General features: G+C 31.7%; 15 protein-coding genes and 1 riboswitch. Of the genes, 11 read left to right on the forward strand and 4 right to left on the reverse strand.

Going from position 1 to position 25,212, the window contains the following annotated elements; translation table 11 throughout:
- Window positions 1-92: 92 nt before the first annotated feature.
- Window positions 93-3,494, reverse strand: coding sequence for a bifunctional aspartate kinase/homoserine dehydrogenase I (gene thrA / locus BTO16_RS09610; RefSeq protein WP_105021358.1), 3,402 nt, complete (start codon window positions 3,492-3,494; stop codon window positions 93-95).
- A 91-nt stretch (window positions 3,495-3,585) separates the two neighbouring features.
- Window positions 3,586-4,860 (reverse strand): O-acetylhomoserine aminocarboxypropyltransferase/cysteine synthase family protein, encoded by a 1,275-nt coding sequence (locus BTO16_RS09615; RefSeq protein ID WP_105021359.1) that lies wholly within the window; start codon window positions 4,858-4,860, stop codon window positions 3,586-3,588.
- 135 nt (window positions 4,861-4,995) lie between these two features.
- A riboswitch (SAM riboswitch) is annotated at window positions 4,996-5,115 on the reverse strand.
- Window positions 5,116-5,471: 356 nt separating this feature from the next.
- On the opposite strand from BTO16_RS09615, the gene metK reads away from it, so the two are divergent.
- The 10 genes from metK to BTO16_RS09665 all read left to right on the forward strand — a co-directional run bounded on the left by metK (window position 5,472) and on the right by BTO16_RS09665 (window position 21,924).
- Window positions 5,472-6,761, forward strand: coding sequence for a methionine adenosyltransferase (gene metK, locus BTO16_RS09620; RefSeq protein ID WP_105021360.1), 1,290 nt, complete (start codon window positions 5,472-5,474; stop codon window positions 6,759-6,761).
- A 244-nt stretch (window positions 6,762-7,005) separates the two neighbouring features.
- The gene (locus BTO16_RS09625) at window positions 7,006-8,745 is read left to right on the forward strand and encodes an LruC domain-containing protein (RefSeq protein ID WP_105021361.1); all 1,740 of its coding nucleotides are present in this window, start codon (window positions 7,006-7,008) and stop codon (window positions 8,743-8,745) included.
- A gap of 284 nt (window positions 8,746-9,029) precedes the next feature.
- Window positions 9,030-10,775, forward strand: coding sequence for an LruC domain-containing protein (locus tag BTO16_RS09630; protein ID WP_105021362.1), 1,746 nt, complete (start codon window positions 9,030-9,032; stop codon window positions 10,773-10,775).
- 332 nt (window positions 10,776-11,107) lie between these two features.
- Entirely contained in the window at window positions 11,108-13,588 is a 2,481-nt protein-coding gene (locus BTO16_RS09635; protein ID WP_105021363.1) for a zinc-dependent metalloprotease, read from the forward strand.
- 525 nt (window positions 13,589-14,113) lie between these two features.
- Complete coding sequence (locus BTO16_RS09640; RefSeq protein ID WP_105021364.1) at window positions 14,114-15,055, forward strand: YHYH protein; 942 nt, start codon at window positions 14,114-14,116, stop codon at window positions 15,053-15,055.
- Window positions 15,056-15,072: 17 nt separating this feature from the next.
- Window positions 15,073-16,377, forward strand: a complete 1,305-nt coding sequence (locus BTO16_RS09645; protein ID WP_105021365.1) for a sulfatase-like hydrolase/transferase — start codon at window positions 15,073-15,075, stop codon at window positions 16,375-16,377.
- Window positions 16,378-16,791: 414 nt separating this feature from the next.
- On the forward strand, window positions 16,792-17,934 hold the full coding sequence (locus BTO16_RS09650) for an alpha/beta hydrolase-fold protein (protein WP_105021366.1): 1,143 nt from the start codon (window positions 16,792-16,794) through the stop codon (window positions 17,932-17,934).
- A 315-nt stretch (window positions 17,935-18,249) separates the two neighbouring features.
- Window positions 18,250-19,332, forward strand: coding sequence for a DUF3667 domain-containing protein (locus tag BTO16_RS09655; protein WP_105021367.1), 1,083 nt, complete (start codon window positions 18,250-18,252; stop codon window positions 19,330-19,332).
- A 251-nt stretch (window positions 19,333-19,583) separates the two neighbouring features.
- Window positions 19,584-20,759, forward strand: coding sequence for a DmpA family aminopeptidase (locus BTO16_RS09660; protein ID WP_105021368.1), 1,176 nt, complete (start codon window positions 19,584-19,586; stop codon window positions 20,757-20,759).
- 208 nt (window positions 20,760-20,967) lie between these two features.
- A complete protein-coding gene (locus tag BTO16_RS09665; protein ID WP_105021369.1) occupies window positions 20,968-21,924 on the forward strand; it encodes a tRNA dihydrouridine synthase in 957 nt (318 codons plus the stop codon).
- Window positions 21,925-22,073: 149 nt separating this feature from the next.
- Here the strand turns inward: BTO16_RS09665 and BTO16_RS09670 are convergent, their stop codons facing one another.
- Window positions 22,074-23,051, reverse strand: coding sequence for an endonuclease/exonuclease/phosphatase family protein (locus BTO16_RS09670; protein ID WP_105021370.1), 978 nt, complete (start codon window positions 23,049-23,051; stop codon window positions 22,074-22,076).
- Window positions 23,048-24,703: a mechanosensitive ion channel family protein gene (locus BTO16_RS09675; protein WP_211298220.1), complete on the reverse strand. Its 1,656-nt coding sequence runs from the start codon at window positions 24,701-24,703 to the stop codon at window positions 23,048-23,050. The genes BTO16_RS09670 and BTO16_RS09675 overlap by 4 nt, the downstream gene beginning before the upstream one ends.
- A gap of 88 nt (window positions 24,704-24,791) precedes the next feature.
- Between BTO16_RS09675 and BTO16_RS09680 the strand changes: the two genes are divergently transcribed.
- Window positions 24,792-25,181, forward strand: coding sequence for a hypothetical protein (locus BTO16_RS09680; RefSeq protein ID WP_105021372.1), 390 nt, complete (start codon window positions 24,792-24,794; stop codon window positions 25,179-25,181).
- Window positions 25,182-25,212 lie beyond the last annotated feature (31 nt).

The raw sequence follows: 25,212 nt of genomic DNA on the forward strand, positions 1-25,212 counted from the left end.
AAGAACTATAACTCTCTTATTTCTTTTGTCCTGTATCTTTTTTAACTGTTCTTAATTGACTGAATACTGCCAACTAAAAACTGTCAACTATTTTAATCATTATGTTTTGCCAATCTTAAAATATCACCAAAAACACCTCTTGCCGTTACGCTTGCTCCTGCTCCTGCTCCTTGAATTACAATAGGTTGTTCTCCGTACGATTCTGTGTAAATTTCAAAAATTGCGTCTGATCCTTTTAAAGAACCTAAAGGTGTGTTTATCGGAGTGGAAACTAATTTTACTTCTAAATTTCCTTTTTCTTTGGATAAATCTCCACTTAATTCTCCAATATAACGTAAAACATGATTTGGTTTCTGATTGTCTTTTAAGGTCTGATATTCTTCATTTAGCAATTCTAAATTGCATAAAAATTCATCAGCAGAACCTTTTCTTAAATTAATCGGAATTAAATTTTTAATTTCCACTTCATTCAATTCATTTTCTAATTCTAATTCCCGCGCTAAAATCAGTAATTTTCTAGCAACATCATTTCCTCCTAAATCTTCCCGCGGATCTGGTTCTGTAAATCCTTTGTCAATTGCCTCTTTTAATACGTTCGAAAACGCAACATCATCCGAAGAAAAATTATTAAATAAATAACTTAAACTTCCAGAAAATACACCTCTAATTTTGGTGATATTCTCTCCTGATTCATGCAATAAACGTATTGTATCAATCAAAGGCAAACCTGCACCAACATTGGTTTCGTACAAATATTGTTTTTTATATTCTTTTAATTTTGCTCTTATTTCTTTGTAAAAATCAAAAGACAAGGTATTTGCAATTTTATTACAAGAAACCAAATCGAAACCAGCCTCAATAAAAGGAATATAATTACTTACAAAAGCGACACTTGCGGTATTATCAACAAGTATTAAATTCTCAAAATGATGTGTTTTTGAAAATTCAATAATGTCATCTACCGAAACATTCTCATCACCATTTTCTAGTAAATCTTGTTTCCAGTTTTTAGACACGCCGTTTTTAGCTAACAACACTTTTTTAGAGTTTGCGACTGCAAAAACATTCAACTGAATTTTTCTGCGTTCTAAAACTGATTGCGTGTTTTCAATAATTTGATCAATTAATGTTCCGCCAACCAAACCTTTACCAAAAATAGCAATGTTTATTTTCTTGGTTACGCCAAAAACTTGACCATGAATTACATTTACGGCTTTGTGCAATTGGTCTTTTTTAACCACCAAACTCACATTTTTTCCGGTAACCGTGTTATTAAACAAAACGGGCACAATTTGATTTTTAATTAAGGCATTATAAGGATGATGAAATTCACTTAAATCCTGACCAATAATAGAAATAACAGCCACATTATGTACAATTGAAATCTGATTTACATCTTGCGAATAAAAATCATTTTCAAATTCTTTTTCTAAAGCAGCAACTGCTTCTTGCGCTCTATCAGCTTCAATAATTAAACCAATTCCTCTTTCTGATGAACCTTGAGAAATAATACTGATGCTAATATTTCGATCACTTAAAGTTTTAAAAATTCGTGCATCAACGCCCACTTTACCCAGCAAACCTCGACCTTCAAAATTTAAAAGTGCCACATTATCAATTGTTGAAATTGATTTAATTCCTTTTGTGGATGATTCTGATGTAATTAAAGTTCCTTTATCTTCTTTGTTAAACGTGTTTAAAATTCTAAGATTGATGTTCTTTTCTAATAACGGAATAATCGTTTTTGCGTGTAAAATTGTGGTTCCTAAATTGGCTAATTCGTTCGCCTCAGAATAGGATAATTGTTCAATTTTTTTTGCGTCTGCAACCAAATCAGGGTTTGCAGTAAAAATTCCGCTAACGTGTGTGTAATTCTGCAGCTCATCTGCATCTAAAAAATTAGCTAATAAAGCTGCCGTGTAATTACTTCCGTTTCTTCCTAAAGTAGTTGTTTCTCCTTTTTTATTTGAAGATATAAAACCGGTTACAATGTTAATGGTGTCTTTATTTTTCTTGTAATAATTGATTACATTTTCTTTAGAAATGGATGTAATTGGATGTGCATTTCCAAAATTTTCATCCGTGATAATTAGTGTTCTTGCATCTGTTGCGTTTGCAGAAATATTTTCTTTTTCTAGCAAACTTGCCAGTAATTTTACGGATAACAATTCGCCTTGGGCTAAAACCTCATCTTTAATTTTCTGGCTATAATCGCCTAACAAAGAAACGCCTTCAAAAATGGTTTCTAATTTAGAAAATTCTTGAGAAAAATCAACTGAACTGTTTGGTTCTAATTGATATTCTTTAAATTTTTTAAACTTTGATTTATATTCCTTTTTAGCGGCGGCTTTTTGCAGAATCGATTCTAAATCGTTGGTCGAATTTCCTCTCGCAGAAGCAACAACCGTGATTTTTTCGTCGTTATTATATTTATTTAAAATAATTTCAATGGCATTCTTTATTCCTTTTCCGTTGGCTAAAGATTTTCCTCCAAACTTAACTACCTTCATTTTTTTCTTTCTATAATCTTTATTGAAAATTGGCTCAATAATAGTCTGTAATTGTTCATATTCAATTAAAAACGCATCATGACCGTGCACAGAATTTATTTCATTGTAGGTAACATTTTCTTTGGTTAATGCTAACTTTTTATGCGTTTGTCTGTTCTCTTCCGCAGTAAAAAACAAATCAGAATTGACACCAATAATATGAATATCCGCAGTTATTGAATCTAAAATTTCAATATTCTTCTTACCATTATTAGTAACATCAATGGTCTTCAATAACTGATTCATCAATTTATAAGACGATAATTGATAGCGTTCTTGTAATTTATTTCCGTGGTGCAGCAACCAACTTTCTACATTAAAAATTTCTGAACCTTCATTTTTTGAACGATGAAAACGTTCTTTAAAAGATTCTGGCGTTCTGTAGCAAAGCATCGCATGCATACGGGCGTCATGCACAGGATTGCTAGAATTTACCAAAAATTGTTCCTGAATTTGGCAATTGGCGATCAACCAATCTGTAGATTTCCAATCGGTTGCAACGGGGATAAAATGTTGGGTTAATTTTGTATTTAACAACATCATTTCCCAAGCAATTCCGCCGCCCAAAGAACCACCAATGAATGCAAAAATAGCATCAATCTTTAACTCTTTTAGTCCAATTAAAAACAAGTTTGCAACATCTCTGGCAATAAAACTTTTGTAGTTTTCAATTATAAATCCGTCGAAACCATTACCCGGAATGTTAAAAGCTAAAATGGTGTAATTGTTTGTATCAATAGTTTTTTTAGCACCAATAATATCTTTCCACCAACCATTTTCACCAGCAACATCGCTATTTCCTGTTAACGCATGATTGACCAAAACAATAGGCGCAGTGCCTAATTCTTGTCCAAACAATTGATAACTTAATTGAATGTCATTAAATTGCACACCACTTTCTGTAGTGAAATTGTGTAGGATGATATGTTGTAATTGGTTTTTCAAGTATAAAATATTTTATTAAAAAAGGTATGTCTGTTTGAGCACAATCGAAAGGTTTTAAGAGTTCTCGACTGCGCTCGAACATACATTGTTATTATATTTTAGAAAAAGCTTCTTTTAAATCGGCTTTTAAATCTTCTAGATCTTCAATACCAACAGACAATCTAATTAAATCTTGCGTAACACCAGCGCTTGCTTGTTGTTCGTCATTTAATTGTTGATGTGTGGTACTTGCAGGATGAATGATTAACGATTTTGTATCGCCAATATTCGCCAATAAAGAGAAAATCTTCGTTTCATTTGATACTGTTTTCGCAGCTTCAAATCCGCCTTTTGCGCCGAAAGTAACGATTCCGCTTTGCCCTTTTGGCAAGTATTTATCTGCTAAAGATTTGTATTTGCTACTTTCTAAACCAGGATAATTTACCCAAGTAACTTCTTCTTGTTGCTCCAACCATTTTGCCAATGCCAATGCATTTTCTGAATGTTGTTTGATTCGGATTGACAACGTTTCTAAACCTTGAATAATATTAAACGCATTTGTTGGACTAATTGCTGCTCCAAAATCACGCAATCCTTCTAAAATTAATTTAAAAGTAAACGCCGCTGCCCCTAAAGCTTCATGATATACTAAACCATGATACCCTGCAGAAGGCTCTGTAAATTCTGGGAACTTTCCGTTTGCCCAATTAAAGGTTCCGGCATCAATAATTGCGCCTCCTAAAGAGTTTCCTTGACCACCAATGTATTTGGTAAGTGAATGAATTACAATATTTGCACCATGCTTTATCGGATTTAACAACGCAGGCGTTGCGACTGTATTATCAACAATAAAAGGAACTTCCGCAGCTCTTGAATGTGCAGAAATTGCGTCTAAATCTAACACATCTAACTTAGGATTTCCTAAAGATTCTACAAAAAAGGCTCTTGTATTATCCTGCACAGCAGCAGCAAAATTAGCTGGATTTGAAGCATCTACAAACGTTGTTGTAATGCCTAATCTTGGCAAAGTAACGCTTAATAAGTTGTAAGTACCACCGTACAAACTGCTTGAAGCTACAATATGGTCGCCCGCTTTTAAAAGTGTCAATAAACCTGTAGCAATTGCGCCCGTTCCAGATGCAAAAACGACTGCTCCGATTCCGCCTTCAATAGCCGCCAAACGATCTTGTAAAATTTGATTTGTAGGATTGTTTAAACGTGTGTAAATAAACCCTAATTCTTTTAATGAAAAAAGATTAGCAGCATGATCTGCATTGTTAAAAACATACGAAGTTGTTTGATAAATAGGAACGGCTCTTGTTCCTCCATTTGCTTTTACATCATGCCCTGCATGTAATGCGTTTGTTGCGAATTTGTGTGTACTCATTTTTCTATTTTTTTTGAGTTAATAAATAATTAAGCCAAATGCACCAATTTTATATTGATGTTCTTACTAGAAAAATGTTATTAAGAAAAATTGAATAATCCAGAAACGGAAAATTCTTTTTTTGTTATCTATCCTTTTTCATTTCTGAGGTACTGAAACTGGTTCAGCACAAGGGTAGAATGTAGCACCTTCTTTATTACTAAAGGGTTGCTAAGGTTTCAAAGGGTCTAATCCCTCCACCTTTCTTGATAACATTTCAATAAGTTATTGAACTTTGTGAGTGCAAATATATGGTCATAAAAATTTAATAACCAAATAAAAATAGCTTTATTTTTAATTATTATAGATATCACATTTTTATACTTGTATTTTTTCGAATCACAAAAATTAAAATTAAACCGCTTTCTTTTTACTGATAATACTATAATCAAATATTATTAGTATAAATTCTGTTTTCTCGATTTAAAACGTAACTTTGCATCAGAATTTAGAGGAAAAATTTGAACTGATTGCAACCTCATTAAAAAAAGCTAAAGCAGTAATTTTCTACTACTTTCGGCGACCAAGCAATCTCTTTTCATTTTTCATTAATCCATAAAAAGAAGATTTATATGTCATATTTATTTACCTCAGAAAGTGTTTCTGAAGGACACCCAGATAAAGTTGCAGACCAAATTTCTGATGCTTTAATAGATAATTTTTTAGCTTTTGATAAAAACAGTAAAGTTGCTTGTGAAACTTTAGTGACTACTGGTCAAGTTATTTTGGCTGGTGAAGTAAAATCGAACACGTATTTAGACGTGCAACAGATTGCAAGAGAAGTAATCAATAAAATTGGTTACAACAAAAGCGCCTATATGTTTGATGGTAATTCTTGCGGAATTTTATCTGCAATACACGAGCAATCACCAGATATTAACCAAGGTGTTGACAGAGCAAATCCTGAAGATCAAGGCGCTGGAGATCAAGGAATGATGTTTGGGTACGCAACAGATGAGACAGAGAACTATATGCCGTTGGCATTAGAAATTTCGCACAGATTGTTGATTGAGTTGGCTAAAATAAGAAGAGAAAATAAAGAAATTACTTATTTAAGACCAGATGCAAAAAGTCAAGTTACTATTGAGTATTCTGATGATAATGTGCCTCAAAGAATTGATGCAATTGTAATCTCTACGCAACATGACGATTTTATAAAACCTGCATCCGCAAGTAAAGAAGATAAAAAAATAGCAAATGATGCAATGTTAGAAAAAATTGCCTCTGATTTGAAATCTACTTTAATATCAAGAGTTGTTGCCGATTTGCCTGCTAATATTCAGAAGTTATTTACAGATAATATAACCTATCATATTAATCCAACAGGCGTTTTTGTAATTGGTGGTCCTCATGGAGATACGGGTTTAACAGGAAGAAAAATTATTGTAGATACCTACGGCGGAAAAGGCGCACATGGTGGTGGAGCATTTTCTGGTAAAGACCCAAGTAAAGTAGATCGATCTGGTGCGTATGCAACAAGACATATTGCTAAAAATTTAGTTGCTGCCGGACTTTGTAAAGAGGTTTTAGTGCAAGTTTCGTATGCAATTGGTGTTGCAAAACCTACAAGTATCAATGTAGATACGTACAGAACATCCACTGTAAATTTAACGGATGGAGAGATTAGTAAAATTGTAGAAACGCTGTTTGATATGCGTCCGTATTTTATTGAAAAACGTTTAAAATTAAGAGCGCCAATTTATTCGGAAACTGCGGCTTATGGACACATGGGAAGAACTCCAGAAATAAAAACAGTTACGTTTACAAATCCTATGGGAGAAACAGCTACCGAACAAGTAGAAACATTTACTTGGGAGAAATTAGATTACGTAGATGCTGTAAAAAAGGCTTTTAAGTTGTAAAAAAGGCTTCAAAAATAAGTGCGTATAATACAAGACTGTCTGAAAAGGCAGTTTTTTTTTGCTAATTACTTTACTAAACACCCATTTAGCGTCAAATTAGGATCATTAATGCCATTGGTCGACAAATATTTGCCGTTAGATATAACTAAGACCACATTAATCGTAATAATATGAAAAAAAAATACTTATATTTATACTTTTATCTCGCAATATAATTTTTCATATAACCCTAAACCCCTTAATTATGAAAGCTCCCAAATTACACTTCATCTTAATTTTTTTAGTAATTTTTACTTCTTGTGTGCCAAACGAAGGGGACTTACAACCACAAGAAACGGCAGAAACTCCAGTAGATGCTATAAAAGTTTTAGAAAGTTTGTCAATTCCAAGTAGCTTTAATTTTGAAACTGAAAGAGCAGTAACATTAACTATTAATGATACTACTCCTTATGTAAGCTATGAAATTTTTGCATACTCAGACAATGTTGGTACTGAAACTGAAAATATATCGGAAGCACTCAATAATTTATTGTTCGCTGGTAAATTATTTAATGGCGAGCTTAGTCAAGTATTTAGTTTGTCTAGTGTTTATGGCAAGGTTTATCTTTTAAGAAAAGACGGACTTGAATATACCTCTCAAATTTTAACTGTTTTAAATAATCAAATTGATTTCAAGTTCGCAAATAAATCAGCAAATAAATCCACAGGTACTTCTAAAACTAACAATACCGGATGTACTGAATGCACTACTAACTTTTTTCTAAATGGTAGTTTCGAAAACGGACCAGAACTACCAAATAACAAGCCTATTAACCCTAAAGAACAAGATGTTGATGGTTGGTCTACTACGGCTTCTAATAATAAAATTGAGTTATGGAAATCTGGTAATAATGGAGTATCCTCTCAAAACGGATTATATTTTACAGCATTAAATGCTAAGAAAAATACCGCAGTATATCAACGTATCTGTACAAGCCCTGGTGCGGAAATAACCTGGTCTGTTTGGCATCGTGGCGGTCAAGGCACAGACGTATCTGTAGTAAAAATTGGGCAATATTTGACAACAGCAACTACTGAGGCTACAATGACAACTAACAATACGGCATGGATAAAATACACTGGAACATACACTGTACCTGCTGGGCAAGTAGATACTTATTTTATATTTGAGGCTGTAAGCTCTCATAACAATGACAAAAGTGATGGTAACTTTATTGATAATGTTGTGATTGCAGAAACAGTTGCTGGCACTTGTGCTAGTATAACGAGTAAAATGTTTTATCCAACAGAATTTACAAAGGCAAACATAGCATTTGAAGACCAATGGCCATACACCGGTGACTATGACTTTAATGATTTAGTAATGAACTATAACATTGTAACTACCTTAAATGCACAAAATAAAGTAACACAAATAGACTATAATTACACAGTAGAATCTATTGGAGGAAGTTATAGAAACGGATTTGGGATAGAACTAGAGGGTGTATTACCATCTGCAGTTGCAAGTGTTAGTGGAGCAAATTTAACCGAAGGAATTATAACGAATAATGCAAATGGAACAGAGCAATCGCAACCAAACGCAGTTATCGTGTTCTTTGATAACGGTCATATTAATGAAGGTTTAAGCAATACGATTTCTATTATATTTACAAACCCTATAACTACTGCTTCATTAGGCACCGCCCCTTTTAATCCTTTTTTAATAATAAACAGAAATAGACTAAAAGAAATACATTTGCCAACAAAACCTACTACCTATTTTCCTACTACAACCAATATTGTAACGTCTCCAACAGTTAAAGATAGTGATGGCGATTTTAAAACAACTACAGGTTTACCATGGGCTATAAATGTAGCTGGAAACTACAAAGCACCTAAAGAAAAAATTACAATTACAGAAGGTTATAACTTTTTTTCTAATTGGGCTTCCTCAGGCGGTAAATCTAAAGTAGACTGGCATGAAGACAAGACAGGACATTGAAATAAGGATAAACTAAAAAATTAAAGTTCAGCTTTTTTTTGCTTCAAAAGATCAATCTCAAAAATAAAAAAAGTCTGTAATTTTTAACTAAAAAAGTATAGTAATGATTTTTTTTAAGGCGGTGAGATAAATAGCAGTAACAGCAAAAAGGTTCTATGAACCATTCATCGACACTTGCCCGCTAATTATTATCAGAAAAACTATGATAGTCTAAATTTATTTAAACAAGAATATTTAATTGAATACCTTTGAATGAGTTTAATTAATATATTAATCCCTACAAAATGAAAACTTTTAACTTATTTTCTGTGTTAACTTTCTTACTAATTTTTAGTTCTTGCGTACCAAATGAAAGTGATTTACAGCAAAGTGAAACAGGAGAAACTACAGTTGATGGTATAAAAGCGCTAGAAAGTTTAACAATCCCCAATAATTTTAATTTTGAAACCGAAAGAAAAGTAACATTAACTATTAATGATACTACTCCTCATGTAAAGTATGAAGTTTATGCCTACGCAGAAAACGCTACTACAGAAGCTGAAAATATTTCGGAAGCGCTTACTAATTTACTGTATTCTGGTAAACCTTTCGAAGGCGAAATTGGTCAAGTACTTAGCCTATCTAGCGTTTACGATAAAGTATATTTATCAAGAAAAGACGGACTTGAATATTCTTTTGAAATTATAACCATTTTAGATAATAAAATTGATTTTAAGTTTGCAAATAAGACTGATAGTAAGTCGTTAACCTATAAAGTAAATGCTAACGGGTGTTCTGAATGTACCGATAACTTCTTTTTAAACGGTGGTTTTGAAAAAGGACCTGCACTACCCAACAGTTATATTATAACAGACGAGAAAAATGTTGATGGTTGGTCTACAACAGCAACTGACAGCAAAATTGAGTTATGGAAATCTGGGTTTCAAGGAGTACCTGCTCAAAATGGAACTTATTTTGCAGAACTAAACGCAAACCAAAGCTCTGCATTGTATCAACGTATTTGTACAAGTCCCGGTGCAGAAATAAGCTGGTCTGTTTGGCATCGTGGTAGATCTGGTACAGATAATGCCGTGGTAAGAATTGGAGAAAACTTAGCAACTGCAACGACAGAAGCTACAATGAGAACTGGTAAAACTGCTTGGGTACACTATTCTGGAACTTATACCGTACCTGCAGAACAACAGGATACATACTTTATTTTTGAAGCGGTAGGTGGCGGAAGTGTTGGAAACTTTATCGACAATATTGTAATTACAGAAACAAAAGCTGGCAATTGTGTGGGTGTAATTAATAAATTATTTTATCCAACGGCAGTAACAAATGCCACGATTGCATTTGAAGATCAATGGCCGTATACAGGTGACTATGACTTTAATGATTTAGTAGTTAGCTACAACATACAAACTATTTTAAATGCACAAAATAAAGTAAAACAAGTAGACTATAATTATATGGTTGAATCTGTAGGCGGAAGTTATACAAATGGTTTTGGTGTTGAACTGCAAGGTGTTTTACCGTCTGCAATTTCTAGTGTTTCGGGATCAAATTTAACAGAAAACATCATTACTAACAATGCAAATGGTACCGAACAGTTGCAACCAAACGCAGTAATTATCTTTTTTGATAATGCACATATAAATGTGGGCATCCGCAATACCATATCGATTGTATTTGCCAATCCTATAGCTACTACTGCTCTAGGCACCGCCCCTTTTAACCCTTTTTTAATTGTAAACAAAGACAGGCTTAAAGAAATACATTTACCAAAGAAACCAACAACCTATTATCCAAAAACAACTACTATAGGTACATCTCCAACAATTAAAGATAGCGATGGTGATTTTAAAACACCAACAGGTTTGCCATGGGCTATTAATATTGCAGGAGTCTATAAAGCGCCAAAAGAAAAAGTTATCATTACAGATGGTTATAATTTCTTTTCTAACTGGGCTACATCGGGCGGAACAACAAAGGTAGATTGGTATATAGATAAAAATGGATATAGAAACAACAATAACTTAAAAAACTAAAGTTTAACTTCTTTCACGTTATTAGATCTCAGATTAAAATTTAATCTGAGATTTTTTTTTGATTCCTTTTAATATTTAAATAAAAAATGTTTTCAGTTTCTGCTTATCAGCCAACATATTTAGATTTACGTTAACATAAAGTTGATATATAAAAAAGGAATTGGCAATCTAAGAATATCCGCTAAAAAAACATATTAAAATTAAACATTAATAGGTTTTCTATTTATTTCCCCATTTTTTTTAACACTAACGTCACATTCTCTTTAACAAAAATTTAAGAGTTCTTATTTTATGGATTATGTAATTTCGAAGAAATTCAAATCAAACAATTTATGACTTCAAAAAAAATACTTTTGCAGCTATTTTTAGTTGCTTTCGTTTTTGGCTTTTCTGCAGAAGCCAATGCCCAATTTTGGAAAAAGAAAAAGCCAGAAACTAAAAAAACTACCAAGCCAGATGATAAACCTAAAAAAGGTGATATTCTGCCTTATGATAAAGTAGTTACAAAAGAATTTAAAACAGATGAAGGTTTGTTTAAAGTTCATCAGAATGAAGAAACGTACTTATTTGAAATTCCAGATTCTCTTTTAAAAAGAGAAATGCTAATGGTAACTAGAATTGCTAAAACTGCGAGCGGAATTGGCTTTGGCGGTGGTAAAACAAACGAACAAGTTTTACGTTGGGAAAAGAAAAATAAACAAATTTTAGTACGTATTGTTTCTCATAATGTTGTTGCCGACACACTTTTACCAGTTCATGAAGCTGTTGTAAATTCTAACTTAGAACCTATTTTATTTTCGTTTCCTATAAAAGCATTTAGTAAAGATTCTACTGCAACAGTAATTGATGCAACTGCTTTATTTGCTACAGATGTTAAACCTTTTGGTTTTCCTGAATATTATAGAAAAGCATACCAAGTTACAAGAATGGATACCGATCGTTCTTATATAGATAGAATGAGTAGCTATCCTAAAAACATAGAATTTAGACACGTAAAAACATATTTTGCAAACAAAGCGCCGTCTAATAGCGATTTAGGTTCAATTACTTTAGAGATGAGTAACTCTATGGTTTTATTACCTAAAGTACCCATGAAGCGTCGTTATTTTGATGAAAGAGTTGGTTGGTTTACAAGCAGACAAACAGATTATGGTTTAGAAGCCCAAAAAAGTAAAACCGTTGCATATTTAGATAGATATCGATTAGAAATAAAAGAGGAAGACATCGCCAAATTTAAAGCGGGTGAATTGGTAGAACCTAAAAAACAAATTGTTTACTATGTAGATAGAGCAACCCCAGAAGAATGGGTTCCTTATATTATACAGGGTGTAAATGATTGGCAAGTTGCTTTTGAAGCGGCAGGATTTAAAAACGCAATTATAGCTAAAAGAGCACCTACTAAAGAAGAAGATCCAGATTATAGTCCAGAAGATATTCGCTATTCTGTAATTCGTTATTTAGCATCTCCTATTCCTAACGCAAACGGACCTCATGTTAGTGATCCTCGTTCTGGAGAAATCTTAGAATCGGATATTAACTGGTATCATAATGTAATGTCTTTATTGCATAATTGGTTTTTTATTCAAACAGCAGCAATTAATCCAGATGCAAGAGGAAACAATTTTAAAACAGAAACAATGGGAGAATTAATCAAGTTTGTATCTTCTCATGAGCTTGGTCATACCTTAGGATTGCCTCATAACATGGGTAGTTCTTCTGCAGTACCTGTAGACTCTTTACGTTCTGCAAGTTTTACTAAAAAATACGGAACAGCACCTTCTATTATGGATTATGCTCGTTTTAATTATGTTGCACAACCAGAAGATAAAGGTGTTGCATTAATGCCAAACATTGGTGTGTACGATAAATATGCCATTTCTTGGGGATATAGACCTATTTTAGATAAAGATGCAAAAGAAGAAAAAGAAACGTTAGATGCTTGGATTTTAGAAAAAGCTGGTGACCCAATATATCGTTTTGGCCGTCAACAGGGTACTGTTATAGACCCAAGTTCGCAAACAGAAGATTTAGGTGATGATGCTGTAAAGGCCTCTATGTATGGAATTAAAAACCTACAAAGAATTTTACCAAATTTAGAAAAATGGACATCAGAAAAAGGAGAAACTTATGAGGATTTGGCAACAATGTATGGTCAAATTACAACTCAGTTTGCTAGATATATGGGGCATGTTTCTTCTAATGTTGGTGGTATATATGAAAACTACAAAACAACAGATCAAGAAGGAGCTGTTTACACACATGTAGATAAAGAGCGTCAAAAAGAGTCTTTACAGTTTGTAATTGATCAATTATTTGTAACACCAACTTGGATGTTAGATAAAGATTTGTTTTCTAAAGTACAATCTAGTGGCGCTATAGAAGATATAAGATCATTGCAAGTAAGAACTTTAAATGGTGTTTTAAGTACAGATAGAATGGCAAGAATGATAGAAAACGAAACTTTAAATGGCGCTAAAGCTTATACTTTGGTTTCTATGTTTGCTGAATTAAGAAAAGGCGTTTGGTCTGAACTGTATACTAGAAAAAATATTGATACCTACAGAAGAAATCTACAAAAAGCGCACATTGAGCGTTTAGAGTATTTATTAAACAAAGCGCCAGACCAAACGGGTCGTTATGGTGCTGCTTCTGTAAACGTTGGTCAGTCGGATATTAAATCTTTTGCAAGAGGAGAATTAAATAGATTAATGAGAGATGTAAAATCTGCAGCTTCTAGAACTTCGGATACTACTTCTCGTTATCATTTAGAGGATGTTGTAGCTAGAATTGATGCGGCTTTAGATCCTAAGTAATTAGAAATCTTATTTTACTATATAAAAAAACCTCATCTTAATTGATGAGGTTTTTTTATGTTCATTATTTGTAAAAATCACACTCTTACTTTTACTAAATAAAGATATGGAGGAACATAGTATCTTAAAATAAAAGTAGGTGCACTTAGTTGTAATATCTCTTTTAAATTCTATCTAAAATTACACCATATTAAGTTAAAATATAGCGTGATACTAACTTTTATAATTTAAAGAACCTCAACTTGATTGATGAGGTTTTATTTGTAGTTGGTTATTACATACAAGTAAGAAAAAATGACCTAATTATTTTGTGCTAAGATTCTGCAAATACCAAAAAAGGCTTATTTTGTTTGAAAAGATATTTGCATTTTTAATTAAATTAAGAGTTAACTAAGTAACTGCTTACCTAAAGACTCTAGCAATTGGGGGCTCATCTGCTAGTACAATTCTTGCGATTCCAAAAAAATCGCTTTAAAATTAAACTATTTGGAAAAAAGAAAGTCCAAATACAAAATTAGATAAATTATGACTTCCAAAAATTATTTAAAAATAAAAAGTATTTGCTTGTTTGTAACTTTCTTCACACTCACAAGCTGCAACAAATCTGACGATTCTGTAGAAATAGAAAAAGAAACTTTACCTGTAACCGTTGACCTCACTAGTTTGCCTTTTGGTGGTGTAGGAGAAACACAAATCTTGATAAGAAACCAAGGCGATCCTTTGCCTGATTTTCTTTCTTTATGGTTATGCGGACTTCCTTCTAACGGCGCAGGTGCAAATAATGCAAGCGATTGGACAAACGCTGATGGAACTTGGGATTATACCAAAAAACCACAAGTGGAAGGAAATGTAACATGGATAAGTGAATTAAATATTTCGCTTGATGGTAATGGAAATCGTATCATCACTGGTAATGCTTTACCAAATCATCCAACAGGTGTTTTTCCAATAAATCCAAATAGTGCAGTTTATAAATATGACCGAAATCCTAATGCAATATTAGCACGACCAATTACATTTACGTTTCCTGCAATTCCGGTAGAAGCCTCACAGCCAACTTGTGTTAACTTTGGTGCATCTGGTATTTCTTTAACAGGTAGTGTTATTTATCATGGCGCATCAACACTAGGTAATGATGCAGCCGCTCATGAAATTTTAGATAAATTTGGTGGGCATTCCGATGGTACAAATACCTATCATTATCATTATCCTTCTAAAGAGTTACAAGATCATATTCAAGTACATCAATCCGGTCACGGTGCACTTATGGGATATATGTTAGACGGTTTTGGCATTTATGGTCCAGAAGGTGAAGACGGCATTGTACTTTGGTCATCAGATTTAGATGCATCGCATGGTCATAAACATCCTGTACTTTGGGATGGTAAAATGTTAGATATTTATCATTATCACTGGACGTTTGATTTTCCATATAATATTGGATCTTATAAAGGAACACCTCAATAAAATTAAAGATATTACTTATGAAATTAAACTTATATATAACAATCTTTTTGTGCTCTTTTGTTTTAGTATCCTGTTCTAATCAAACTGCTAGTACAGAACCAATAATAGAAGTACCAAACGTTAAAACGCCTAATATTCTTTTTATAATTGCAGATGATTTAGGTAAAGATGCTCTTAATGGATATTCTGAAGGTACTATAAAACCTTTAACACCAAATATTGATGCTATTAGAAATAATGGAATTTCATTTACTAATTTTTGGACAAATCCTACGTGCACACCTACTAGAGCTTCTCTAATTACTGGAAAATATGGCTATAGAACTGGAGTAAAAAGTGTGGGAGACCAATTATCTACTTCAGAAACTACGCTACAAAAATATATTAGCACTCAAACCAACAATACTTACGCATCTGCACTTGTTGGTAAATGGCATTTATCTGGCAATAATACAACCGTAAACCCAGAAACATTTGGAATTGATTATTACGCGGGTTTTATACGTGGTGCCGTAGAAGATTATTATCAATGGCAACTTAACGAAAATGGTGCTTCAAGTCAAACCAAAGAATACATTACAGAAGTTTTTACAGACTTATCAATAAATTGGATACAACAACAATCTAAACCTTGGTTTTTATGGTTGGCTTATAATGCACCTCACACACCTTTTCATGTTCCACCAAGTAACATGCACAATCAAGGTAATTTACCTACTTATAGCAACGGTCTAGACCCAATTCCTTATTATATGGCAGCCATTGAAGCAATGGATTATCAAATTGGAAGATTATTGGATAGTATTCCAGAAGATGAAAGAAATAACACCATACTAATTTTTATTGGCGATAATGGCACACCAAATCAGGTTGCACAAAGTACTTTTTCAAGCGCAACAGTAAAAAACACTTTATACCAAGGCGGTGTTAACGTTCCTATGTTTATTTCTGGAAATTCTGTTTCTCGTTCGGGTACAGATGATAACCTAATAAATAGCACAGATTTATTTGCCACAATAGCCGAAATTGCTGGTAGTTCTGCAAAAGAGATTTACGATAGCAAAAGTTTTAAAACGTTATTTACACAATCTACAACTATAAGAGAGTATCAATATACTGAATTAGTTGACGGTGCAACTGATAATTGGACTATAAGTAATGGAGAATATAAACTTATTGTTAATTCGGTTGGAGCAGAAGAAATGTACCATTTAGTGAATGATCCTTATGAAAAAAGTAATTTATTAAAAGGAACTTTATCAACAGTCGAACAGAACACAAAATCAGAATTAGAAACTGAATTAGCTAAAATTCGAAGTTAAAATGACGACCAAGAACAACATATTCTTTTTATATAAAACTATTTGTGTGCAATAGGTTTAGTAGATTTAAACATCTAGACTTTGTTTATAAAAAGCAGCCTCTTTTTATATATAAAACACAATCATAGCACCTTAAATCTTTTTATAAAAAAGCCCAAACTTGAGCCTTATTATAATAGAAAATTGCTTGATAAATCGAGATGATTATTGGTATTATAACAAAATGGTATTCAGTTAATTGTAGTTATTTTTTTACCTTATTTAAAAGTCGACTTAGCAGTAAAATTGATTGTTCTCTTTTTGCATACTTCCAAAAAAATTTTAGACGCTTATAATTTAATTTTTATTTAATTACTTTAGTAAGTAATTAAAGCTGCAAAACCTGCTCATCAAGCTTAAAAACTTTAAACTAAAATGAAAAAACTCACCTTCATTATCTTATTTTTAATTTTTACAGAAAGTATTTTATCACAAAACTATGAAAGCTATAAGAAGTTAATTGATACAACTATTTTTTCTTCGCATTTAGGTTATACTAAAGACATCTCTATTATAGTTCCTAAACATTGGCAAAAAGATATTGATAAAACCTATCCATTAACTATAATTTTTGATAAACAAAATACAAGAAGCCATGAGTTTATCATAAACACTATCGATTACTTAACTATTAACGATCAAATACCTTCTACAATAATTGTGAGTGTAAAGTCCGATACCATGAAAAGGACTAGAGAAACCTTACACAAAGCCACCAGTTTTGATGGGCAAGCAGAAGAAAATGAATTGTTTATATTTAATGAGCTAATACCTCTGATTGAAGAGAAGTACAAAGCAAGTAAATTTAGAATGTTTATTGGACATTCTAGATATGGTTATTTAACTACCTATTTATTTGAAAAAAGATTAAAAGATTTAAATGCAGTTATTTCACTGAGTCCTTTTTTTACGACTCAAAAGAACATAAACCTTTCTGATTCTATAATTGCTGTGAATTCTTATAATGGAAAATTTACAAAATATTATCGGTATGGAATTGGGAATGACTTTCCTGATGAATTTAAGTTAATGGAAAAATCGTTAAAATTTATAAACAATAAATTAATAGATGCTAAAGGAGTGCTTTTCCAAGAAGCACATCACAATTCTACGCCCGGATTAATAGCGCCTACTGCTCTTTATGACGTTTTTGAATATTGGAGCAACCAAGTAAACAACTTCTTTAGCATACGTAATAAAGATGTTAATCAATTAACGATAGCTTCACAAAATATTAAAAATCATTATGGGCAAGAACTTCGTGCATCAATTGGGATATTAAATGGTAAAGGTTGGGAATTTTTTAATGACAAACAATTTGAAAAAGCTATTGTGGTATGGGAAATACTTTTAAATGAATATCCGAATTTTTCTGAAGGATTTCTAAATATTATCTGGGCTCAAGAAGAACTAAATTTAGACACAAAAACTACATTAAAAAAATTAATTAAAAGCCTTAATAATTCTGAATTTTACTCTGAATCTGAAAAAAAAGAAATTTTAAAAGAACTAAAATAAAACCTTATAATTTTTAAAGTTTTGTTATGTAAAAGAGTACATGAACAAACCCTTCCTACTTTTCAGAAAAGAAAACTCTCAAATTAACACTAGTTTTATTTTAGATTACTAGCTAGTTACTTATATGTCTAAACTCTATTTCATCAACAATTAAGGTTGTTTTTTTTAGTGTGATATAAAATCAATCTTTATTAAACGCAGATATTACGATATAAAAATACGGCAACGGCATTAATACTTAGCTAAAAAATTAATCGTTTTTGTAAGCTAAAAATGAATATTTTTACGGCATAATTTTCAAAGGAACTATTACTGATGTCAAAAAAACCAATTCGATTAGAAAAGACATGTCTTAATTGCGATCATTTGGTTCCACATCGCTATTGCGAAAATTGTGGTCAAGAAAACATTGAAACCCGAAGAAGTTTTCATCACTTATTTACTCGTTTTTTTTTGGATCTAACCCATTACGATAATGCCTTTTGGAAAACCATCTATAATTTGATGTTTAAACCAGCAGCTTTATCTAAAGCGTACCTGTCAGGAAAGCGATTACAATATTTAAACCCTATTCAGCTTTATGTTTTTATCAGTTTTATAACCTTTCTTATCGTATCCGTTTTTTCTATAGAAACCAACGTAGTTGCAGATATCCCAAAAGAAAATGGAATAGAAAAAGAAATAACAAAAGCGAAAATAACCCCTATAGATTCAATTCACTTTAAAGAAAAAAGTATAGATGGTCTTACTAAAATAGGCCTAATTTCTCAAGGTAAAAATGATACTCTTAAAAAAATTCTAGACGGAACGAATGAGATTAATTCTAAAAGAATTTTAAACTTAGGCTTAGAAAACATAGCCGAAATGGATTCTTTACGAAAAAAAGGTTCTAAAAATATCACAGCAAACTCAACAAAATATCAATTTATTAAAAAATTGCTTAAAATTGAAGAAGAACAAACCGAAGAGGAAATCTTTAAAGATTTTTCAACTGCTTTTAACCTCAATTTACCAAAGGTTTTATTTATTTACATGCCTATTTTCGCTTTTATTTTATGGCTATTTCATAACAAAAAGAAATGGTACTATTTTGACCACGGAATCTTTACGCTTCACTACTTTTCTTTTTTGCTTTTAATGATATTAATGCTCTTTTTTATAAACAAATTAGAGCCATTAATGAAAGTGTACTCCGTTTTGGGTTGGTTTCATTTTGGTTTATCAACCGCAGGTTACTTTTATATGTTTTATTACTTTTTTCCAGCACATCGTCGTTTTTATGGCGATAGAGTTTTACTTTCTTTTTTTAAAAGTAGCCTAGTATACATTATTAGCATACTTGTTTTTAGTGTTATGGTCTTGTTATTTAGCCTGTACATGTATTTACATCTAAACTAACCCTTTTGGTAACTTTGTTCTTTAAAAACTAAACGTATTAAAACAATTAATTTACAAGAACTTAAAGACATTTCTATTTGTAAAAAAACCTTGCAAATCTGTAAGGTTTTTTATGAACAATAACTTGGTTTTAGAATATCTTAAAAAAGCACTAACTTCGTAAATATATGATTAACAAAATTTTGAGACACTATACTTTTATAGAAATTTGTTAAATCAATAAAATTTAACCAAACTAAAAATCAACCAATATGAAAAAAGTAGGCTTCGTTTTTATAGCATTCCTTATTAGTTTCCATTATTACGGACAAAAACCAAGAGCAAGAGATTTAGGTATTCCGTTTATTGGCACAACAGGAAAATTTAATGCAATTACAGATGTTACAGGTGTTGAAGTGGGTTATAGCACTATGATTTCTGGAATTGGTAAAAACAGCCTTGGCAAAGGCCCTGTAAGAACTGGCGTTACCGCAATATTTCCAAGAGGAAAAGCCAAAAAATTCAGTCCGGTTTATGCAAATTGGTACAGCCTAAATGGAAATGGAGAAATGACAGGCACAACTTGGGTTACAGAATCGGGTTTTTTAGAAACACCAATTATGATAACCAATACAAATAGTGTAGGCGTTGTTAGAGACGCCGTTTTAAAATGGTATGTAGATACAGATTGGTATAGTGGCGAAGATTGGTGGTATACCTACCCGGTTGTTGCCGAAACTTATGATGGTTTTCTTAATGATATTTATGGCTTTCATGTTAAAGAAGAAAATGTTTTAGAAGCTATAAGAAATTCAACGGGCGGAAAGATTGCCGAAGGAAATGTTGGCGGAGGAACAGGAATGATGTGTTTAGGTTTTAAAGGAGGCACAGGTACGGCATCAAGAGTTTTTAAAATAAAAGATTCTAGCTATACGGTTGGGGCAATTGTGCAATCTAATTTTGGAGCTAAAAGAAATTTATCGATAGCTGGTGTTCCTGTTGGTATTGAATTAAAAGACACCTTAAATTCTATATATAATGCGCCGCCAAAATCTAGAAGACAAGAAGGTGATGGTTCTATAATAGTAGTAATAGCAACAGATGTACCTCTTTTACCACATCAATTAAAAAGAATTTCTCAAAGAATTCCTTTAGGAATAGGTATTGTTGGTGGGCGAGGAAGTAACGGTTCTGGCGATATTTTTATAGCATTCTCTACAGCAAATGAAAATGCTTTTAATAGAGATAATAAAACATCCGTAGATTCGATGGCCAACGATTTACTAATGCCTGTTTTTGAAGCAACTGTGCAGGTCGTTGAAGAAGCAATTATTAATGCAATGGTTGCAGCAGAAACTATGGAAGGAATTAATGGAAACAAAGTGTATGCTTTGCCACACGATTTATTGATTAAAACTTTAAAGAAATACAATCGATTTAAAAAATAATATAATGTTTTAAAACTTAATTTAACAAGACACAAAACATCAAGTTGATGCAGTAGACGATTATAAAACCTAAGGATTCACTGCAAAAAAAAGATAACACTGCCTTTATCAACCAAAAAAAATACTACAAGGTATTTCTCTTTATTAACACTTATTAGTTTCTAAAATGATTTAAAAAGTATGTTATATTTGCATAACTTTATTTTTCATGAATCAGACACTTTTATCCTCTCCTTTGCAAGGTTTTACAGACCATAAGTTTAGAAATGCTTTTAATCATTTCTTTGGTGGAATTGACACTTTTTACGCACCCTACATTAGACTAAACGGAAAACTTGTTATTAAAAACTCGTATCAAAGAGATATTCTTCCAGAAAACAATACCACGCTAACGGTGATTCCGCAAATCATGACCAATGATGCTGATGAGTTTTTATTCGTTACCAAATATGTACAGGAATTAGGGTATAAAGAATTAAACTGGAATTTAGGTTGCCCTTATCCAATGGTTACTAAACAAGGAATGGGTTCTGGATTAATTAGCGATTTTGAAAAAATAAATAGTATTCTTCACAAAGTTCATAACGAATCAGACATCATCGTTTCTATGAAAATGAGAATGGGATATGATACTCCAGAAGAAATTTTAGACGTTTTACCTATTTTAGACACCTATCCTTTAAAAAATATTGCCATTCACGCAAGAATAGGAAAACAATTGTACAAAGGCGGAACAAATTTAGAAGCTTTTCAAAAGTGTTTGGATAATAGTAAGCATAAAATGTATTATAACGGCGATATTACGTCTGTTGCTGCTTACAAAAAACTTAAAAACCGTTTTCCTTCTATAGATCATTGGATGATTGGTAGAGGTTTAATTGCAGATCCTTTTTTACCTGGCATGATTAAAGCGGATACAACAGAATATCCTAAAAATAGGTTTGATGTTTTTAGCGAATTTCACGATCGTATTTTTCAAGAATATGATGCTGCTCTTTCTGGACCAACACCCATAAAAATGAAAATGCTAGGCTTTTGGGAATACTTTTCTCAGAGTTTTGATAATCCGCAGAAAACCTTTAAAAAGATTAAAAAAGCAAGTAATGCTAAGAATTATGCAAAAGCTGTTGATGAAATTTTTAAGGAAGCACGAAGCTATTCATAAATCTTGAAATCATATTTTTTCAAAGTAATTTGGTTTGTTTCTAAATCTAAAAAACGCTAAATCTGTTAGTGTCTGATATAATAAACTTCTGCTGAATTTATTTCAGTATTAAAACTCGCCATATCAATCGAGATAAAAAAACCTCAATCTCACTTTAACTTAAACTCCATAAAAACAGGTAAATGATCTGAAGCTTGTCCGAATTCATTTAACACTTTTCCAGATACATATTCAATAGAATTTTTTGTGTAGAATATATAATCTATTCTTTCGTAAGGATCTTTAGAATCGAATGTTTTTTCTAAATTTTGAAGATCAAAAGCTGCATTTCCAATTTCATTATTCATAAACACTTTTTGAATAACTGCAGTTTGATCTATTGCACTAGAATTAAAATCGCCTAATAAAATAGTAGGATAGGCATCTTTATATTGATTAAATATTTTTAAAACTTCTGCTAATTGCTGCTCTCGTGTAGGTATATCAAAAGCCTCTAAGTGGGCATTTATCAGCACAACTTCTTTAGTATTTAAAACAACTTTTACTACTTGTGCTAAACGTTCTAAATAAAAAACATTTCTGTAATAAGGTTCATCTGCAACTCTTGATAAAACAATTCTTTGGTGCTCTTTTAAAGGATATTTACTAATAATAGATTGGCCAGATACAACTTTACCAAATTGCATACTTATTGGCCAATAAGGAAAAGGTAAATAACGCTCATCCCAATTAATAGTTTGAGCTCTGTAGCCATATCCTAATTTTGCAATTTCTTCTTGCTGATTTATAAAATAACTTCTAGAAGCGCTATAATCAATTTCTTGAAACGCAATAATATCTGGGTTTATCTTTTTAGTTTCCGCTAAGACGATAGCCATATTGTCAATAAACAATTGTTTAGATTTTGCTACAGGAAGGTTATTTGTCATTCCGCTTAAATAGCCAATATTATAGGTTACAATGCTAAAAACGGAATCCTTTGCAGGTGTTTCCATACTATCTGTTTCTAGTATATTTGCATATTCACCTTCATCTAAAGTTGATGAAGATGCCCAAAAAAAGAAAACTACAAAGGCGATAACCAACAATAGTAGAAAGCGGAACAAGTATTTTAAGAAACGTTTCATAGGTTTTCAATTATATCTTCTACAGGATTTTCTGCTTTAAAATCTTCGACAGATTTTAAGATTACAGCATCAATTCTTTCCTGATTCGTATTATACTTTAAATCTAGTGATTTTTTCTCAGGAAATTGCTCAATTGTAACAGTAGTTGATGGAAAAGCAAATTCTACTCCTAAACCTTTTGCTAACTTAATGATAGCCATGTGCAATCTATGTTTAGATGATTGCTCATTTCCCCAGGCTAAGCTTTTAAAATATACATTCACTAAAATTAATAAAGCAGAATCGCCAAAACCAGCAAATTCTACGTTGTAAGAATCAGGTTCCGATCTTGTATCTGGGTGTAAAATTATAATTTCTCTAACACCAGTTACAAAGGCTTGAATTAATTCTGGAGGTGTGTCATAGCGAACTCCTAAATTTGTTTGATACCTTCTATACAAACGCAAACCTTTGTTATTAATAACAATTTCTGATAATTTACTATTTGGTATTTGATATATAGAAGTATCTGCAGCACGCACTATGGTAGATCTAAAACCTACTTGCTCTACAGTACCTACAACTTCGCCAGCTTCAATCCAATCATCAATATGAAAAGGTTTGTCTAAGAAGATCATAATGGTACCAATTAAGTTTTTAACAGTGTCTTGAGATGCTAAAGCAAAAGCCAAGCCACCAATAGTTGCTCCTGCTAGTAATGTTGTTGTGTCTACACCAAACAATCTTAGAACTTTAAATAACCCAAAAACAAGTACCAATCCTTTTAAAAAATTATTTAGGATAGGCACTAATTGATCGTCTAATCTATTATCTGTTCTTTCTGTAAATTCTGCATAAATACGCATTACAACTTTTACCAACTTTAACATTACGTAAATCCAAAAAACAGTTCCAGCAATATTTAACCCTAGAAAAACCCATGTATTTATAGCTAAAGGGAATTGTAATGATGGAAAAAACTTATTTATAAATGATAAAGAAATTAATAAACTAATTGGATGTGCTAATTTTTTAAGCACCTTATCTAGCTCTAGATCAGAAGTTCTATGCGTAATTTGGTGTTGTATTTTTCTTAAAATAAAAAAAGCTATTTTCTTTATCAGAAGAAAAATAACCAAAACAGCAACTAATAATAACAGTAAACCTATAGCTTGCCAAAGTTCTATACCAAGTATTTTTTTGTGACCAGAAACCGGAATAACTTCTTGTAATTGATCTACATACCACGGAAAAACATCTTTATAAATTTGATCAATACGTGCAACTGTTTCAGCAGAAAAATACCAACTACCCTCCGTTTTTTCAACATAAATATTTGGCATTCTCTCAGGAAATAATATGTACTTATTAAAAGTAGTATACCCAATTGAATCTTTATAATTAGGATTCGTGGGTATTTTATTAAAATCTATCGATAGGCCTTTACCATCTAAAACCTTTTTAATTTTTAAGACTTTTTCTATAGCTTTTTTTTCTGATAAACCTAAAATTGTGGCTGCAGCCTTTTTGGGCTCATAAGAATCGTTCTGTAAAAAATAAAAGTGTGTATAAATGGTTGCATGTGGATTGCTTAAATCTACTTCTACGGTTTCTTGTGCATTTGAATAAAGTGTAATAAAGAAAAATAATAAAATGAATCCTTTTATTTTCATAAATTGTAAAAATTTTATTGCAAATTTAAACCTTTTCATTTTCTATCTATCTAAGATCAACAATTAAAAAAAAAACAATGTATATATTATGAGAAAATTGGTAACTCTATTAGTTTTAATATTCGCTTTTACTTTAACCACGAAAGCTCAAAAAAAAGCAGAAAAAATATTGTCAAAAATGACAACAGATTTGAACCTTACAATTGCTCAACAAAATGAGATTAGACCTTTATTAGAAGCTCAAATTATTGATAAAAAAATGATGGATGACAAGAAAAAAGAGCAGAATAAATCTGGAAAAAAACCATCAAAAGAAGCCCAAAAAAAATTAAAAAAAATTAAAAAAGCTAAAAAAACTGCTATGAATGTTAAAATGGCCAGTATTTTAGATAAAGCTCAATTAATAAAATACCATTTACTAAAAGAAGCGATAAAAAAGAAAAAAGAAATGGATTCTAAAAAGAAGAAAGACAATTAATAAAAAATAAAATTAATAGCTTCATTTATTT

Origin of the sequence: Polaribacter glomeratus, assembly GCF_002954665.1 — a bacterium.
Lineage (GTDB): Bacteria > Bacteroidota > Bacteroidia > Flavobacteriales > Flavobacteriaceae > Polaribacter > Polaribacter glomeratus.

Bases quoted from the DNA above. Each gene is read 5' to 3' on its own strand.
- BTO16_RS09650 (WP_105021366.1), top strand. From the start codon at position 16,792: ATGAAAAAACTCACCTTCATTATCTTATTTTTAATTTTTACAGAAAGT.
- metK (WP_105021360.1), top strand. From the start codon at position 5,472: ATGTCATATTTATTTACCTCAGAAAGTGTTTCTGAAGGACACCCAGAT.
- BTO16_RS09640 (WP_105021364.1), top strand. From the start codon at position 14,114: ATGACTTCCAAAAATTATTTAAAAATAAAAAGTATTTGCTTGTTTGTA.
- BTO16_RS09670 (WP_105021370.1), bottom strand. From the start codon at position 23,051: ATGAAACGTTTCTTAAAATACTTGTTCCGCTTTCTACTATTGTTGGTT.
- BTO16_RS09655 (WP_105021367.1), top strand. From the start codon at position 18,250: ATGTCAAAAAAACCAATTCGATTAGAAAAGACATGTCTTAATTGCGAT.
- BTO16_RS09615 (WP_105021359.1), bottom strand. From the start codon at position 4,860: ATGAGTACACACAAATTCGCAACAAACGCATTACATGCAGGGCATGAT.
- BTO16_RS09630 (WP_105021362.1), top strand. From the start codon at position 9,030: ATGAAAACTTTTAACTTATTTTCTGTGTTAACTTTCTTACTAATTTTT.
- BTO16_RS09675 (WP_211298220.1), bottom strand. From the start codon at position 24,703: ATGAAAATAAAAGGATTCATTTTATTATTTTTCTTTATTACACTTTAT.
- BTO16_RS09635 (WP_105021363.1), top strand. From the start codon at position 11,108: ATGACTTCAAAAAAAATACTTTTGCAGCTATTTTTAGTTGCTTTCGTT.
- BTO16_RS09665 (WP_105021369.1), top strand. From the start codon at position 20,968: ATGAATCAGACACTTTTATCCTCTCCTTTGCAAGGTTTTACAGACCAT.
- BTO16_RS09625 (WP_105021361.1), top strand. From the start codon at position 7,006: ATGAAAGCTCCCAAATTACACTTCATCTTAATTTTTTTAGTAATTTTT.
- BTO16_RS09645 (WP_105021365.1), top strand. From the start codon at position 15,073: ATGAAATTAAACTTATATATAACAATCTTTTTGTGCTCTTTTGTTTTA.
- BTO16_RS09680 (WP_105021372.1), top strand. From the start codon at position 24,792: ATGAGAAAATTGGTAACTCTATTAGTTTTAATATTCGCTTTTACTTTA.
- BTO16_RS09660 (WP_105021368.1), top strand. From the start codon at position 19,584: ATGAAAAAAGTAGGCTTCGTTTTTATAGCATTCCTTATTAGTTTCCAT.